The 15,244-nt window shown below is 71.7% G+C and carries 12 protein-coding genes, 1 tRNA gene and 1 pseudogene; 9 read left to right on the top strand and 5 right to left on the bottom strand.

Annotation, left to right across the window (positions count from 1 at the left end; translation table 11 throughout):
* Positions 1-63: 63 nt before the first annotated feature.
* Positions 64-1,212, bottom strand: a complete 1,149-nt coding sequence (locus ACNAYW_RS20245) for an MFS transporter (protein WP_415851441.1) — start codon at positions 1,210-1,212, stop codon at positions 64-66.
* A 79-nt stretch (positions 1,213-1,291) separates the two neighbouring features.
* On the opposite strand from ACNAYW_RS20245, the pseudogene ACNAYW_RS20240 reads away from it, so the two are divergent.
* Positions 1,292-1,621, top strand: a pseudogene (locus tag ACNAYW_RS20240) (cation-translocating P-type ATPase); the annotation flags it as partial.
* A 1-nt stretch (position 1,622) separates the two neighbouring features.
* Positions 1,623-3,751 (top strand): HAD-IC family P-type ATPase (locus tag ACNAYW_RS20235; protein ID WP_415851440.1); only part of this gene is annotated, 2,129 nt, incomplete at its 5' end.
* Positions 3,752-3,755: 4 nt separating this feature from the next.
* Here ACNAYW_RS20235 and ACNAYW_RS20230 read toward each other — a convergent pair.
* Positions 3,756-4,205: a hypothetical protein gene (locus ACNAYW_RS20230; protein ID WP_415851439.1), complete on the bottom strand. Its 450-nt coding sequence runs from the start codon at positions 4,203-4,205 to the stop codon at positions 3,756-3,758.
* 228 nt (positions 4,206-4,433) lie between these two features.
* On the opposite strand from ACNAYW_RS20230, the gene ACNAYW_RS20225 reads away from it, so the two are divergent.
* The 3 genes from ACNAYW_RS20225 (at position 4,434) to ACNAYW_RS20215 (ending at position 7,398) form a co-directional block, all read left to right on the top strand.
* Positions 4,434-4,952, top strand: a complete 519-nt coding sequence (locus ACNAYW_RS20225) for a hypothetical protein (protein ID WP_415851438.1) — start codon at positions 4,434-4,436, stop codon at positions 4,950-4,952.
* Between the two features lie 28 nt (positions 4,953-4,980).
* Entirely contained in the window at positions 4,981-5,685 is a 705-nt protein-coding gene (locus ACNAYW_RS20220; protein ID WP_415851437.1) for an O-methyltransferase, read from the top strand.
* A 150-nt stretch (positions 5,686-5,835) separates the two neighbouring features.
* Entirely contained in the window at positions 5,836-7,398 is a 1,563-nt protein-coding gene (locus ACNAYW_RS20215) for an HNH endonuclease signature motif containing protein (protein WP_415851436.1), read from the top strand.
* A 3-nt stretch (positions 7,399-7,401) separates the two neighbouring features.
* Here the strand turns inward: ACNAYW_RS20215 and ACNAYW_RS20210 are convergent, their stop codons facing one another.
* The 3 genes from ACNAYW_RS20210 to ACNAYW_RS20200 form a co-directional block, all read right to left on the bottom strand.
* Entirely contained in the window at positions 7,402-9,039 is a 1,638-nt protein-coding gene (locus ACNAYW_RS20210; protein ID WP_415851435.1) for an FUSC family protein, read from the bottom strand.
* A gap of 81 nt (positions 9,040-9,120) precedes the next feature.
* Complete coding sequence (locus ACNAYW_RS20205; protein WP_415851434.1) at positions 9,121-9,396, bottom strand: hypothetical protein; 276 nt, start codon at positions 9,394-9,396, stop codon at positions 9,121-9,123.
* A 236-nt stretch (positions 9,397-9,632) separates the two neighbouring features.
* Positions 9,633-9,705, bottom strand: a tRNA-Arg gene (locus ACNAYW_RS20200).
* Between the two features lie 76 nt (positions 9,706-9,781).
* Here ACNAYW_RS20200 and argS point away from each other — a divergent pair.
* The 4 genes from argS to thrC are packed head-to-tail and all read left to right on the top strand — an operon-like array spanning position 9,782 to position 15,242.
* A complete protein-coding gene (gene argS, locus ACNAYW_RS20195; protein WP_415851433.1) occupies positions 9,782-11,434 on the top strand; it encodes an arginine--tRNA ligase in 1,653 nt (550 codons plus the stop codon).
* Entirely contained in the window at positions 11,409-12,821 is a 1,413-nt protein-coding gene (lysA, locus tag ACNAYW_RS20190; RefSeq protein WP_415851432.1) for a diaminopimelate decarboxylase, read from the top strand. The genes argS and lysA overlap by 26 nt, the downstream gene beginning before the upstream one ends.
* On the top strand, positions 12,821-14,158 hold the full coding sequence (locus ACNAYW_RS20185) for a homoserine dehydrogenase (RefSeq protein WP_415851431.1): 1,338 nt from the start codon (positions 12,821-12,823) through the stop codon (positions 14,156-14,158). Before lysA ends, ACNAYW_RS20185 begins: the two co-directional genes overlap by 1 nt.
* Positions 14,151-15,242, top strand: coding sequence for a threonine synthase (gene thrC / locus ACNAYW_RS20180; RefSeq protein ID WP_415851430.1), 1,092 nt, complete (start codon positions 14,151-14,153; stop codon positions 15,240-15,242). Before ACNAYW_RS20185 ends, thrC begins: the two co-directional genes overlap by 8 nt.
* The last annotated feature ends 2 nt before the right edge of the window (positions 15,243-15,244 follow it).

The raw sequence follows: 15,244 nt of genomic DNA, 5'->3' as shown, positions 1-15,244 counted from the left end.
TTCGCCGGATTCCCAGGTTCGACGGTGCCGCACACCATGGTGGGCGCCGAGCAGGGGCGGCTGCTACCGCAGGCGGAGCGCGGCGAGCGCGATCACGACGAGCACGACGGTCAGGCCGGCGAGGCCCGCGGTGAGACCGGCGGCCGCCGCGAGGGCCCCGACCAGGAGCGGGCCGCCCGCGTCGCCGAGCTCACGCCCGATCTCGGCGGAGCCCATCGTCTGTCCCAGGCGTTCCTTCGGGGAGTTCTGCGCGAGGTGGGCGAAGCCGAGCGGCGTCACCAGGCCGACGCCCGCTCCGATGGCGATCGCGGACACCACGATCCCGGTGGGTCCGGGGATCGCGACCGCGAGCAGGCCGAGCGCGGCGAGGGTCAGGCCCGAGGCGATGCCCGCACCGTCGGACAGGCGTCCGGCGTCGCGCGCCCGCCCGGCCCGGGGCTGCACCAGCGACGCCGTGAGGGCGAGCACGGAGACGACGGCGCCGGTGAACAGCGGTCCCATCCCGTGCTCGGACCCGGCGACGGGCAGGAAGCCCACGCCGACCGCGAGCACGCCGGTCGAACCCGCGAGCGCCGCCGTGGGGAGCAGGAACGAGCGCGAGCCGAGCCGGCGGGCCAGATCGACGACGGTCTGCCGCTGCCGCGGCAGCGGATCGAGCGCCGGCACGACTCCGAACGCCCACGCGGCGACCAGCGCGGCGACGCCGCCGAGCACCCCGAACAGCAGGGGGTAGCCGCCGGCCCAGATGAGGGCCCCGCCGAGCACCGGGCCCAGCGTGTAGCCCAGGCCCTTCCACGCGCCGTAGCCGCCGAAGGCGCGGCCCTGCGCGGTGTCCGGGGTGAGCCGGGAGACCATCGCGCTCGCGGCGGGGGAGAAGGCCGCTGCGGCGGCGCCCTGCGCGAAGCGGGCCACCGCGAGGAGTCCGGGGTTGCCGGCCAGGACGAACGCCGCCGAGGCGATCGCGAAGGCGACGAGCCCGCCGAGCAGCACGGGGCGCGGACCGATCCGGTCCGCGAGCGTGCCGAAGATCGGTTTGAGGAGGACCTCGGCACCGTCGTAGAGGGCGAGCAGGACGCCGAGCGCCAACAGTTGAGATCCGGCCGAGCCGGTGAGGCCGCCGAGGATCGCGGCGATGCTGTGGGCGCCGAAGGCGGTGGTGAAGCCCGCGGCGTAGAGGGGGTACAGGGCGCGGCTCGGCGTCGGCGCGGTCACGAGGGGAACCTAACAACACGCGGTGTCACGGACGTCACCGCAGGGCCGTGGGCCCGGGTCCGTCATTAGACTCGCGGTCATGACTGCTGCCCCCGACACGACCTCCGGCGTTCCCGCGTCCGGCCTCACCGCGGCGCAGGTCGCCGAGCGGGTGCGCGACGGCCGGGTCAACACGCTGCCCAACCGGTCGGGTAGGAGCACGTGGGACATCATCCGCGCCAACGTCTTCACCCGCATCAACGCGATGCTCGGGGTGCTGTTCCTGCTGGTGCTGTTCACCGGCTCGCTCATCAACGGCCTGTTCGGCCTGCTCATCGTGTTCAACTCGGGCATCGGCATCATCCAGGAGCTGCGCGCCAAGAAGACGCTGGACTCCTTGGCCATCGTCGGGCAGGCCCGCCCGGTCGTGNGGCGCGACGGCGCCGCCACCGAGGTCGGGCAGTCCGAGGTCGTGCTGGACGACGTGATCGAGATCGGGCCCGGCGACCAGATCGTCGTCGACGGCGAGACGATCGAGTTCGAGGCCCTCGAGGTCGACGAGTCGCTGCTCACCGGCGAGGCCGATCCCGTCGACAAGCAACTGGGGGATGAGATCTTCTCCGGCAGCTTCGTGGTCTCCGGCTCGGGTGCCTACCGCGCCACGAAGGTCGGCGCCGACGCCTACGCCGCGCAGCTCGCCGACGAGGCCAGCAAGTTCACCCTCGTCGACTCCGAGCTCCGTTCGGGTATCGACAAGATCCTCCAGGTGATCACCTGGCTGCTGGTCCCGGCCGGCGTGCTCACCGTCTTCAACCAGCTGGTGATCTCGAAACAGGAACTCAACCAGGCGATCCTGGGCATGGTCGCGGCCCTGGTCCCGATGGTGCCCGAGGGGCTCGTGCTCATGACCTCGATCGCCTTCGCGGTCGGCGTCGTCCGGCTCGGGCAGCGCAAGTGCCTCGTGCAGGAGCTGCCCGCGATCGAGGGCCTGGCCCGCGTGAACGTGGTGTGTGCGGACAAGACCGGCACGCTCACCGAGAACGGCATGCGTCTCTCGGAACTCGATGTGCTGGACGGCGATCGCGCCGACATCGAGACCGCGCTCGCCGCCGTCGCCGCGCTCGACCCGCGCCCCAACGCGAGTGTGCAGGCGATCGCCGAGACCTACCCCGATGCGCCGTCGTGGCGCGCCGCCGCCGTGGCGCCGTTCAGCTCCGCCAAGAAGTGGTCCGGGATCTCGCTCGCCGACGGGGATGCGCCGCGCGGCAACTGGATCCTCGGCGCCGCCGATGTCCTCCTCGATCCCGAGTCCGACGGTGCCCGGCGCGCCACCGAGCTGGGCTCGACGGGGCTGCGGGTGCTGCTGGTGGCGTCGACCGACCTGCCGGTGGACACCGAGGTCGACGGGCTGGAGGCGCCCGGGAACCTGGTGCCGCGGGCCCTGATCGCACTGGAACAGCGCGTGCGCGTCGACGCGCGCGACACGCTCGACTTCTTCGACTCGCAGGGCGTCGCCGTGAAGGTGATCTCGGGGGACAACGCCGTGTCCGTGGGCGCGGTCGCGCATTCGCTGGGCCTCGGCTCGCCCGACTCGTCGGTGGACGCGCGGAAGCTGCCCTCGGACAACGACCAGCTGGCGGACATGGTCACCGACAACGTGACCTTCGGGCGCGTGCGGCCCGACCAGAAGCGGGCGATGGTCAAGGCGCTGCAGTCGCGCGGCGACACCGTCGCCATGACCGGCGACGGCGTGAACGACGTGTTGGCGCTCAAGGACTCCGACATCGGCGTGGCGATGGGGTCCGGCAGTTCCGCGGCCCGGTCCGTCGCCCAGATTGTGCTGCTGGACAACAAGTTCGCCACCCTGCCCTACGTGGTGGGCGAGGGTCGGCGGGTGATCGGCAACATCGAGCGGGTCGCGAACCTCTTCCTCACCAAGACCGTCTACGCGGTGCTGCTGGCGTGGCTCGTGGGCCTGGCGGGGCTGGGCGCCAAGGTCTTCGGCTTCGCGCCGATCTCGTACCCGTTCCAGCCGATCCACGTGACGATCGCGGCCTGGTTCACCATCGGTATCCCGGCGTTCGTGATGTCCCTGGCGCCCAACAACGAGCGCGCCAAGACGGGGTTCGTCGGGCGCGTGCTGCGGCTCGCGGCACCGTCGGGCGTGGGAATCGGCCTGGCCACCTTCCTGTGCTATCTGGTCGTGAACCCGGGCGGCTCCGGGGCGGCGCTGGGCGGGAAGGCCGCGACGCTGAGCGTCGAGCAGATCCAGGCGTCGACCGCGGCGCTGATCACGCTGCTCGTCGGCTCGCTGTGGGTGCTCGGGATCGTGGCGCGGCCGTACACCTGGTGGAAGATCCTGCTGGTCGGCGGTTCGGTCGCGTTCTACGTGGTGCTGTTCTCGATCCCGCTGGCGCAGGAGAAGTTCTTCCTCGACATCAGCGACCCGGCCACGGTGGGCATCGGATTCGCGTTCGGTGGCGCCGCGATCGTGCTGGTGGAGGTCCTCCGCCGGGTGGCGCCGTCGCTGTTCCGCGCGGTCGCCCACCGTCGGGCCTGAAACCTCACCCCGGCAGCGGCGTTCCCCACCAGTGGACGCCGTCCGCGTCGCGGGCGAGGTGATCGCGGACGGTCCCGAGCGGCTCGCTGATGCAGAAGGCGGCGGCGTCCCGACCGACCGTGACGGGGTCGTCGGGGAAGCCGTAGAGCGGTGAGATCGTCGCCTCCGTCGCGAATCCCAGCGTGAGGGGCCGGTCCCACCAGCGGTAGACGACGTGGAACAGGCCGCCGGTGGTGCCCGCGTCGATCACCCCGACGCACCACTCCTCGGTGATCCGACCGTCCCTCAGCGCCGTCAGGCACCCGAGCAGCGCTGCCTCCTGGGGCGTGCGCGGTGTGCCGAACTCCTCGATGAGTCTGTTGTGGCTGCGGGTGGTTCGCGGCAGCTCCGGTGAGTAGGTCGCGGCGGCCTCATCCGGTGTGAAGAAGTCCTCGGTGACCACAGGGCGGTTCACCGGGCCGCCCGGCTGTCCGATACGACGACTCGCGGGTCGAACGACTCGATCCTCATGGCCCGATCGTAGGTGGCGGGCCGAACATCAGCGTCGGAGCAGCGGCCGGGCCGGTGATTCGGGTGCTGAAACCGCGCCAGCTCGCTGTGCTTTCCATGCTCGTGCTCGGCGCTGATGACTACGGCCTTAACACTCTATTCACGATGGCGAAAGCAGTGTTAGCTTTGTTGCATGACTGATGGAGACGGGCGCGCGACGTGGCCGTGGATCACGCCGTGGTTGGTGACGGCGGCGGCACTGGTGCTGCCGGTGGTCGCCCTCGCGACTCTCGTGCAGGTTCGGAGCAGGCTGGAATCCATCGCCGTCGCGGCCCAAAGGGTCCGGAACGAGGTCGGGGCGGGGCGGTTCACCTACTCGGGCGCGGGGGAGCTCGGCGTGGAGGCGATCCGGTTCGTGGCGTTCGCGGCGGTCGTCGCGGTCATCGGCCTGGTCGCTGTGGCGAGCGCGCGGGCGTTGTCGACGGCGGCTCGCGTCGCGATCACGGGGTGCTGCGCGGTTCTGCTGGTGCACGCCGCGCTGCTCGCGAGTGAGGCGTGGCGGCACGATGTCGTGCAGTCGTATCCGGGGTACTCGGCGTTCGTCGTGGTCGAGGTCGTGCTGTTGGGTATGGCTCTCGTGACGGAGCTGTACTGCGCGATCCACAGGATCATGATCGACCGGGGCGCCCATATCGATCAGGGCGCTTGTTAGGTCTGCCTAATGTCTATACGGTCGGGCTATGGACAAGCTCGCACCGTCGCCGCTGGATCCGCTCGCCGCCGCCGTCGCCAACAGGCTGCATGCGCAGAGCAAGAAGCAGATCATCGCGAACGTGCCCGGCCTGGCGCGGCGCATGGCCGTCTCGCTGCTGCGCGAGCGGACGCTCGACTTCACGCAGGGCGAGGCCGGGAAGGAGTTCGTCGCCGACAAGCTCGTCGCGATCGCGCCGGCGAAGGCGGCGCTCATCCACATGCTGTGCCGGTCGATCGGCGCGACGCGGATCGTGGAGGCGGGCACGTCGTTCGGGGTCTCCACGATCTACCTCGCCGCGGCCGTGCGCGACACCCTCGCCGAGGGCGAGGAGGGCATCGTGATCGGCACCGAGCACGAGCCGGGGAAGGTGCAGCGGGCGCTGCGGAACCTGCGCGAGGCGGGGGTCGCCGAGTACGTCGAGATCCGCGAGGGCGACCTGCGGGAGACGCTCGCCGACCTGACCGGCCCCGTCGACTTCATGCTGGTCGACATCTGGACGCCGATGGCGCTGCCCGCGCTGCGGCTGGTGGCGCCGCACCTGCGGCCCGGTGCGCTCGTGGTGTGCGACAACGTGGTCGGCGCCGCGTCGGAGTATCGCGAGTACCTCGAGTTCGTCCGCGATCCGGACGGGCTCTTCACCTCGGTGACGGTGCCCGGCAACGGCGGCATGGAGATCTCGCGCAAGCGCTGACAGCTGTTCACGCTCCGGCGCGCAGCGGCCCAGGAATGAACATTCGAGTGTGTGGTTCGGATTCGAACAACGATCTAGAATGGAGGTATTCGCGAGGGGGGGATATCGATGGATTCCTGCACAGCAGAGGAGTTTCTCGATTCCCTTCAGGTGTTCGAACAAGCTGCCGCGCGGCTCGCCGCTGCCGATCCGGTGATGCTCTCCTCGCAGCAGGTGCTCGACAGCCTGCGCCGCCTGGAGACGGCGGCCCGCAAGGTCCCGTACGGCCAGAACCTGCTCGCCGGGGTCGCCTTCGAGCAGGGGCTTCCCGCGCAGCTCGGGTACACCGGCCTCAAGGAGCTCCTCGTCGATCAGCTGCGTCTCGCGGGATCGGAGGCGCGTGAGCGCATGCACGGCGCCTACAGTCGCGTGCCACGGCACGCGCGGGGCTTCGCGCCGGAACCGAAGTACGAACTCATCGCCGCGGGGCAGCGCGAGGGCCGGATCTCCGAACGGCACGCCACCGCGATGGGGCGCATCCTCGATGCCTGCTACCGGCTGAACGGCGGCGATCTCGACGACCTCGAGGGGATCCTCGTGACGGCGGGGGAGAGCGTGCCGCCGGAGGACATCGACCAGATCGGCAAGCGCGCCATCGCCCTCCTGGATCCCGACGGTGCCGAGCCCGATCGGGACCGCATCCGGCGCTCGCGCGAACTGACCGTGGCCGGGCAGGGCGACGACCTCATGTCCGGCATCGGCGGTGCTCTCTCACCCGAGTGTCGTGCCCTGCTCGACGCGGTGTTGGAGAAGTACGCCCGCCCGGGCGTCGTCAACCCCGACGACGCAGAGGCCCCCGTCGACCCGGGCGACGCCGACGCGGTCCGCGAGGCCGCCGCGCACGACACCCGGAGCGCCGCGCAGCGCAACCACGATGCGCTGGCGCACGCGCTGGGCGTGGCGATCGGCTCGGGCGAGCTCGGAAGCCATCGGGGTCTGCCCTGCGTCCCGATCATCACCCTGGGGATCGACCAACTGGAGTCCGAGACGGGGATCGCGACCACCGCGACCGGCGGGCGGCTCCCGGTCGAGGACGCGCTGCGCATGATGGGCACCAATCCCAAGTACGTCCTGGTGCTCGACCTGGCCTCGCGTCCGCTGTTCCTCGGGCGGGAGAAGCGCCTCGCCTCCGCCGATCAGCGGATCGCGCTGTACGGCGCCGAGAAGGGCTGCAGCGCACCGGGGTGCGATGCGCCCGCCACCCGGTGCCAGGTCCACCACATCACCGAGTGGGCCGACGGGGGCGCTACCGACGTCACCGCGCTGACCCTCGCCTGCGACGCGCACCACGGCAAGGTCGTCCCCGACCTGACGGAGAACCCGCGCGGTTGGGAGACCATCACCATCCCGCGGGGCGAGCCCTACGCCGGCCGCACCGGCTGGCGCCGAGGCGCCGACCCCAGCGGCGCGCACCGCGTGAACCATCGGCACCACGCTCTGGAGCTCTACCGCGAGGCGCTCGCCCGGTGGCGCGCGCGACGCGCGCAGTTCCGGGACGCATGGGTCGAACAGGACCTCCGCCGCCAGGCCGAGGACAGCAGCGCCGACCACGAGTTGATCGCGAGGGTCCTCGACGGTCCCCACGGGCCGCCGCTCCTCGAACGACTTCTCGCCGACCACGATGCTGAGACCGCCTGGTGCGCACCGTCGCAGGGCGACGCCCGCGCGGCCTGACGGTCAGCCGAACCGGCGCCGCCAGGAGGCACCGTCGGGGAGGGGCGCGTCCGGCGGGGCGGTCCAGAACGCGGAGGCGAGGTCGTACCCGTCGTGCACCAGCGCGGCGCGCGGTGGCCACCGCTCCGCTGTCCACGCGGACTCGTTGTGCATCGAATCGATGCCCGCGCGCACGCCGCCCTCCAGCTCGAAGTGCAGGTGGCGCGCCGCCTCCCGGGCGGAGGCGTCGCCCGTCGGCGCGGCCTCGGCGACATCGGCGAGTTCGATGCCTGCGGCGCGGATCCGGCGGTCGGTCCAGGCGAAGGTCCGACGGTGCGCGCCCGGGTCCAACAGGTACATCGCGAGCAGCGCGATCACGACGCCCACCAGCGTCTCCAGCAGACGGTCCCGCATCACCGGGCCCGCCGCACCACCGGTCACGCCAGCCCCGCTCGCCAGGAGCGCGACCGGCGTGATCACCACGACGGCCGCGGCGTAGTTGCGGACGATGAGGATCTCGATGCAGAACTGCAGCACCGCGACCACCCCGATGAGCGCGTAGCCCTGCGGCGCGACCGCGTGCAGCGCCGCGAACAGGACGAGGCCCACCGCGGTGCCGAGGAACCGGTGCAACGCCCGCACGGTTCCGTGCACCCGGTCGACGCCGGTCTGCAGCACGACGAGGGCACTGATCGCCGCCCAGTGCGGCCGCTCGAAGCCGAGCGCGATGCTCGCCCCGCCCGCGGCGAGGCAGGCGACGCCGACCCGCCCGGCGGTGATCGCCGCGTGCGAGGACGGGCTCAGGGACCGCCGGAGCCGGTAGGCGATCGTCGGCCGCAGCCGCGACGTGGTGACCGCGCGCGTGGGGTCGGCCTCCGTGTCCGCATCGTCGGCGGACGCCGCGGCGAAGCGCCGGTTGGCATCCCGCAGGTCGGCCAGGAGCTCGGCATCCGCGGGCCGGCGCGCCGCCCGCGCGTCGTCCATCGTCGACCAGGCCGCGACCAGGGCCGACCCCGCGGCGTGCCGGCGCTCGACGGACGGCGGGCCGTCGGCGGCGAGGTAGGCGTTCACCGCCCCGATGGCGCGCCCCGCGGCCTCCCGCTGCGGCGCCGACGGATCGACGAGCGCCCCGGACATCGAGACGAGGACGGACGAGACCGCGCCCAGGGCGGCGCCGGCGACGAGCATCGCGGGATCGGCGCCGGACTCCACGGCGATCAGCGCGCCGGACCCCACGAGGGCGAAGAACAGGGCGCCCGGCGGGCCGAGCCGCAGCGCGTCGACCACGAAGACGGCGGCCACGGCGGGGAGCACCGTCATCAGCACGGCGCAGGTCCGGAGGACGACGCCGCCCGCGGGCATCGCCGATCCGATCGTGGCGCCGATCGCCACGGCGACGAGCAGCGCCAACCCCGCGGCACCCACGACCTGTGCGCGGATCCGGTACGCGCGGCCCTCGCCGTAGAGCACCGCGAACGCGCCGAACGTCGCGAAGAGCGCCGAGGCGCCGTGCCCCGCGGCGACCAGTGCCGCCCCGGGAATCCCCACCGCCGCCGCGGCCCGCAGGCCGGCCCGCCACCGCCAGACGGGCGCACCGTCGGCGAAGACGAGCGAGCGGACCCGCGCGACGCGGGGCGGGGGATCGGGGAGTGGTTCGCTCACCTACCCATTTCACCACTGCCGGGCGGCCGGGCCCGAGTTCAGAGCCGGGGTAGACCGGTTGCGGGCCGCGATGCCGTCGTGTCAGTACACGCTGGGCGGGCTGTTGCTGCCGGGTGGGATGGGCGTGCCGATGGAGCGATAGGTCTTGTCGTACTCGGCTTTCCATCGCGGCCAGTCCAGATAGGCGGTGCCGCCAAGGCTCCGCCGGTATCGCCGGTATCGCCGGTACTGCCCGCGTGCCGTGCGCAGTGAGTTGCGTGACTGCCGCGCCGCCCGCCGCGCTTCGTAGAGCGCGCCCCACTCCTCGCGCTCGGTCAGCGGTCGCGGCGGATCGGTGAAGATCTGTCGGTTCAGCACATCGGCTCCCGGCGTCGCGTCGATACGTCTATCGCAGATATGCGCTTCATTATGCCGAATGTGGCACGGTCTGTGCAGCGGGAGGTCGGAACATCACCTGCAGCTGGCCGAAGTGATGGACCTCGACGCGGTGACGGAGCCCCCGGCAGCGGTGAACGAAAAACCCGAGGGCACCGCTAGGGGGCCACTCGGGTTGTCGACGATCGGAAAGCGCCTCTGAGCAGACGCGACAAGTGTGCCCCCGGCAGGATTCGAACCTGCGGCCTTTCGCTCCGGAGGCGAACGCTCTATCCCCTGAGCTACGGGGGCGCAGGGCGTAGCAAGGTTAGCGCATAGGGCAGGCCCGGCGGAAACCGGGCGGTCAGGCGCACCCTAGGATGGTCTGGTGACTCCCGCTGACCTTTCGGAACTCCTGCACGCCACCGCGACCACCGTGCTCACCGAGCGCGGCCTCGACGTCTCCGTGCTGCCCGAACGCGTCACGGTCGAGCGGCCCCGCAACCCCGAACACGGCGACTACTCCACCAATCTCGCGATGCAGGTGGCCAAGAAGGCCGGGGTGAACCCGCGCGACCTGGCCACCTGGCTGGCGGAGGCGCTCGGCGCCGCCGACGGCGTGGACGAGGCCACCGTCGCGGGCCCCGGCTTCCTCAACATCCGGCTCGCGGCGGACGCGCAGAACCAGCTCGTCACGAGCATCCTCGAGCAGGCCGGTGCGTTCGGCCACGGCGCCGCGCTCGAGGGTGCGCTCATCAACCTCGAGTTCGTCTCCGCCAACCCGACGGGCCCCGTTCACCTGGGCGGCGCGCGCTGGGCCGCGGTGGGCGACAGCCTGGGCCGCGTCCTCGAGGCGCAGGGTGCCGAGGTCACGCGCGAGTACTACTTCAACGATCACGGCGCGCAGATCGACCGCTTCGCGCGCTCGCTGGACGCCGCCGCCCGGAACCAGCCGACGCCCGAGGACGGCTACGCCGGGGACTACATCGGCGAGATCGCGGCCACCGTCGTGCGGGACCGTCCCGGCATCCTCGAGCTCCCGGAGGCCGACCGCGTGGAGGCCTTCCGCGCCGACGGCGTGGAGCTCATGTTCGCGCACATCAAGCGCACCCTGCACGACTTCGGCACCGACTTCGCCGTGTTCACGCACGAGGACGAGATGTTCAGCTCGGGCCTGGTGGAGAGCAGTGTCCAGCAGCTCAAGGACAACGGGAACCTGTACGAGCAGGACGGCGCCTGGTGGCTCAAGGCCACCGACTACGGCGACGACAAGGACCGCGTCGTCATCAAGTCCGACGGCAACGCCGCGTACATCGCGGGCGACATCGCCTACATCAAGCACAAGTTCGATCGCGGCTTCACCCTCGCGATCTACATGTTGGGCGCCGATCACCACGGCTACATAGGCCGGCTCAAGGCCGCGGCCGCCGCGCTCGGCTACGACCCGGCGCAGATCGAGGTACTCATCGGGCAGCTGGTGAACCTGGTCAAGGACGGCAAGCCCGTGCGGATGAGCAAGCGCGCCGGCACCGTCATCACCCTGGACGACCTGGTCGAGGCCGTCGGGGTCGACGCCGCGCGCTACTCCCTGGTGCGCAGCTCGGTGGACACCTCCATCGACCTCGACCTGGACCTGCTCGCGCAGGCCAGCAACGAGAACCCCGTCTACTACGTGCAGTACGCGCACGCCCGGCTCTCGGCCATCGCCCGCTCGGCCGCCGAGCTCGGCATCGCCCCGTCCACGGAGCACCTCGGCCTGCTCGACCACGCCCGCGAGGGCGACCTGGTGCGCACCCTCGGGGAGTTCCCCGCGGTGGCCGCCGGCGCCGCGAGCCTCCGCGAGCCGCACCGGATCGCGCGGTACCTCGAGGAGCTCGCCGGCGCGTACCACCGCTTCTACGGCGAGTGCCGGGTGCTGCCCCTGGGTGACGAGGCGCCGACCGACCTGCACCGCGCCCGCGTGGCGCTGTGCGCCGCCACCCGCCAGGTTCTCGCGAACGGCCTGGCCCTCGTGGGTGTTTCGGCACCCGACCGGATGTGAGAGGCCACTACTCGTGAGTGAACTGGATCGGGCCGTCTGGCCCGCCCACGCGCGCCGGGAGGCCGACGGTGCCGTCTCCGTCGCCGGGGTGCCCGTCACCGCGCTCGCGGCCGAGTTCGGCACGCCGCTGTTGGTGATCGACGAGGACGACTTCCGCGCCCGCTGCCGCGGCATGCGTGCGGCCTTCGGAGCGGACGCCGCCGTGCACTACGCCTCGAAGGCCTTCCTCTCCATGGAGATCGCCCGCTGGGTGCGCGACGAGGGGCTGAACCTCGACGTGTGCAGCGGCGGCGAGCTCGCCGTCGCACTGCGCGCCGGCTTCCCCGCGGATCGGATCGCGCTGCACGGCAACAACAAATCCGTCGCCGAGCTCGACTTCGCCGTCGAGTCCGGCATCGGTCACGTCGTGGTGGACTCGCTCTCCGAGATCGCCCGACTGGACCGCATCGCGGGGGAGCGGAACGCGGTGCAGGAGGTGCTGATCCGCCTCACGCCCGGCGTCGAGGCGCACACGCACGAATTCATCTCCACCGCGCACGAGGACCAGAAGTTCGGCTTCTCCCTCGCGGCGAACGGGTCCGATTCACCCGCGATGCAGGCGGTCACCGCCGTCTTCGCCGCCGACAACCTGCGCCTGGTGGGCCTGCACAGCCACATCGGTTCGCAGATCTTCGACGTCGACGGTTTCGAGATCGCGGCGCGCCGCGTGCTGGAGCTGCTGCGCGACGTGGTCGCGCGGTTCGGCGCGGAGAAGACCGCGCAGCTGAGCACCATCGACCTGGGCGGCGGCCTGGGCATCTCCTACACCGCGCACGACGACCCGCCGCCCGTCGCGGACCTCGCGGCGAAGCTGCGCCACATCGTCGAGACCGAGTCCGCCGCACTGGGACTGGCCACGCCGCACCTGGCCGTCGAGCCCGGCCGCGCCATCGCCGGCCCGCCCGGGATCACGTTGTACGAGATCGGCACCATCAAGGACGTCGCCGTGGATGCCGCCTCGGCCTCGGACGGCGCTGCGGCCCAGGGCTTCCGGCGCTACGTCTCGGTGGACGGCGGCATGAGCGACAACATCCGTACCGCGCTGTACGGCGCGGAGTACACCGCGGTCGTCGCGTCCCGCGACCCGCAGGGTGCCCCCGTGCTCTCCCGCATCGTGGGCAAGCACTGCGAGACGGGCGACATCGTGGTCCGCGACACCGACACCCCCGGCGACCTGGCGGAGGGCGACCTCCTGGCCGTCGCCGCCACGGGGGCGTACTGCTATTCGATGTCCAGCCGCTACAACATGCAGCCGCGTCCCGCGGTGGTGGCGGTCAAGGACGGCGCGGCGCGGCTGATCCTGCGCCGGGAGACCGTGGACGATCTGGTGAGCCTGGAGGTGCTCTGATGACTGAAAACCCTGGTCAGACCAAGGAACTGGGCGTCGCCCTCCTCGGAATGGGCACCGTCGGCACCGAGGTGGCCCGCATTCTCACCGAGAGCGCCGACGACCTCACCGCGCGCGTGGGCGCGCGGCTGGTCATCCGCGGGATCGCTGTGCGCGACACCGAGAAGGATCGCGGCCTCAAAGAACTCGGCCTGAAGAAGAGCCTGCTGACCGACGACGCGGAGGCTCTCGTCGGGCGCGACGACGTCGACATCGTGGTCGAGGTGATGGGCGGGATCGAGCCCACGCGCTCGCTGATGCTCAGCGCGTTCAAGGCCGGCAAGTCGGTGGTCACCGCCAACAAGGCGCTGCTCGCGGAGTACACCGGGCAACTCGCCGACGCCGCGAACAAGGCCCGCGCGGATCTGTACTTCGAGGCGGCCGTGGCCGGCGCGATCCCCGTGATCCGCCCGCTGCAGCAGTCCCTCGCGGGCGACAGCGTGGAACTGGTCGCGGGCATCGTCAACGGCACCACCAACTTCATCCTGTCCAACATGGCGGAGCACGGCGACCCCTACGAGGTGGTTCTCAAGGAGGCGGGTCGCCTGGGGTACGCCGAGGCCGACCCGACCGCTGACGTCGAGGGCTACGACGCCGCCTCCAAGGCCGCGATCCTCGCGTCGATCGCCTTCCACACCCGCGTCAAGGCCGCCGACGTGCACCGCGAGGGCATCACCGGCGTCACCGCCGCCGACATCGAGGCGGCGAAGGCCTTCGACTGCACCATCAAGCTGCTCGCGATCTGCGAGAAGTTCACCGATGCCGAGGGCGCGCAGCGGGTCTCGGCCCGCGTGTACCCGGCGCTCGTGCCCTTCAAGCACCCCCTCGCCAGCGTGGACGGCGCGTACAACGCGGTGTTCGTGGAGGCCGAGAACGCGGGCCGTCTGATGTTCTACGGCGCCGGCGCGGGCGGGGCGCCGACCGCTTCGGCCGTGATGGGCGACCTCGTGGCCGCGGCCCGCAACAAGGTCGTCTCCGGCCGTGGCCCGCGCGACTCGGCGTACGCCAAGCTCCCGATCGCGCCGATCGGCGAGGTGCTGACCCGCTACTACGTGGCGATGGAGGTCGCGGACCGGCCCGGCGTGCTCAGCGCCGTCGCGAACGAGTTCTCCGCGCGGAGCGTCTCCATCAGCACCGTCCGCCAGCAGGCCGACACCCCCGAGCGGGGCGCGCGCCTGGTGATCCTCACCCACAAGGCTCCGGACGCGGCCCTCTCGGCCACCGTCGAGGCCCTGAAGAACCTGGACGTGGTGACCGCCGTGTCCTCCGTGCTCCGTCTGGAGGGAACCAATGACTAGCACCGCCGTGCATCGGCCCTGGCCCGGCCTGATCGAGGCCTACCGGCACCGTCTGCCCGTGTGCGACACGTGGGAGCCGGGCTGGGCGCCCGTCACCCTCCGCGAGGGCGCGACCCCGCTGCTCCCCGCGGCGGCGCTCTCCGAGCTCACCGGCTGCGACGTGCACCTCAAGGTCGAGGGGCTCAATCCCACCGGCTCCTTCAAGGACCGCGGTATGACCATGGCCGTCACCGAGGCCACGGCGACCGGGAAGAAGGGCGTGCTGTGCGCGTCCACCGGCAACACCTCGGCCTCCGCCGCCGCCTACGCGGCCATCGCCGGCATCGAGTGCGCCGTGCTGGTGCCCGCCGGGAAGATCGCCATGGGCAAGCTCGCCCAGGCCGTGATGTACGGCGCGAAGATCATCGAGGTCGACGGCAACTTCGACGACTGCCTCGAACTGGCCCGCAAGACCACGGCCACCTTCGACACCATCGCCCTGGTCAACTCGGTGAACCCAGTGCGCATCGAGGGGCAGAAGACGGCGGCGTTCGAGATCGTCGACGCGCTCGGCAAGGCCCCCGACGTCCACGCGCTGCCCGTGGGCAACGCCGGCAACATCACCGCGTACTGGCGCGGTTACAGCGAGTACTTCGCCGACGGCGTGACCAGCAGCCGCCCGCGCATGCTCGGCGTGCAGGCCGCGGGCGCCGCGCCGCTGGTGAACGGCGCCCCGGTCAAGGACCCCGAGACCATCGCCACCGCCATCCGCATCGGCAGCCCCGCGTCCTGGAACCAGGCCGTGGCCGCGAAGGACGAGTCGAACGGCCAGTTCCGCGCCGCCACCGACGAGAAGCTGCTCGAGGCGTACCGCCTCATCGCCAAGACCGAGGGCGTCTTCGTCGAGCCCGCGTCGGCCGCGTCCGTCGCCGGCCTGCTCGCCGCCGCCGCGGACGGCTGGATCGAGAAGGGCTCGACCGTGGTCTGCACCGTCACGGGGAACGGCCTCAAGGATCCCGACACGGCCCTGAGCAGCCTGCCCGAGATCGCGCGCGTCGGCATCGACCCTGTCGCCGTGGCCACCGCCATGGGCCTGACGGAGTAAGC

Source organism: Tsukamurella ocularis (assembly GCF_965138335.1).
GTDB lineage: Bacteria > Actinomycetota > Actinomycetes > Mycobacteriales > Mycobacteriaceae > Tsukamurella > Tsukamurella ocularis_A.
This window is presented reverse-complemented; position numbering and strand designations above follow the sequence as displayed.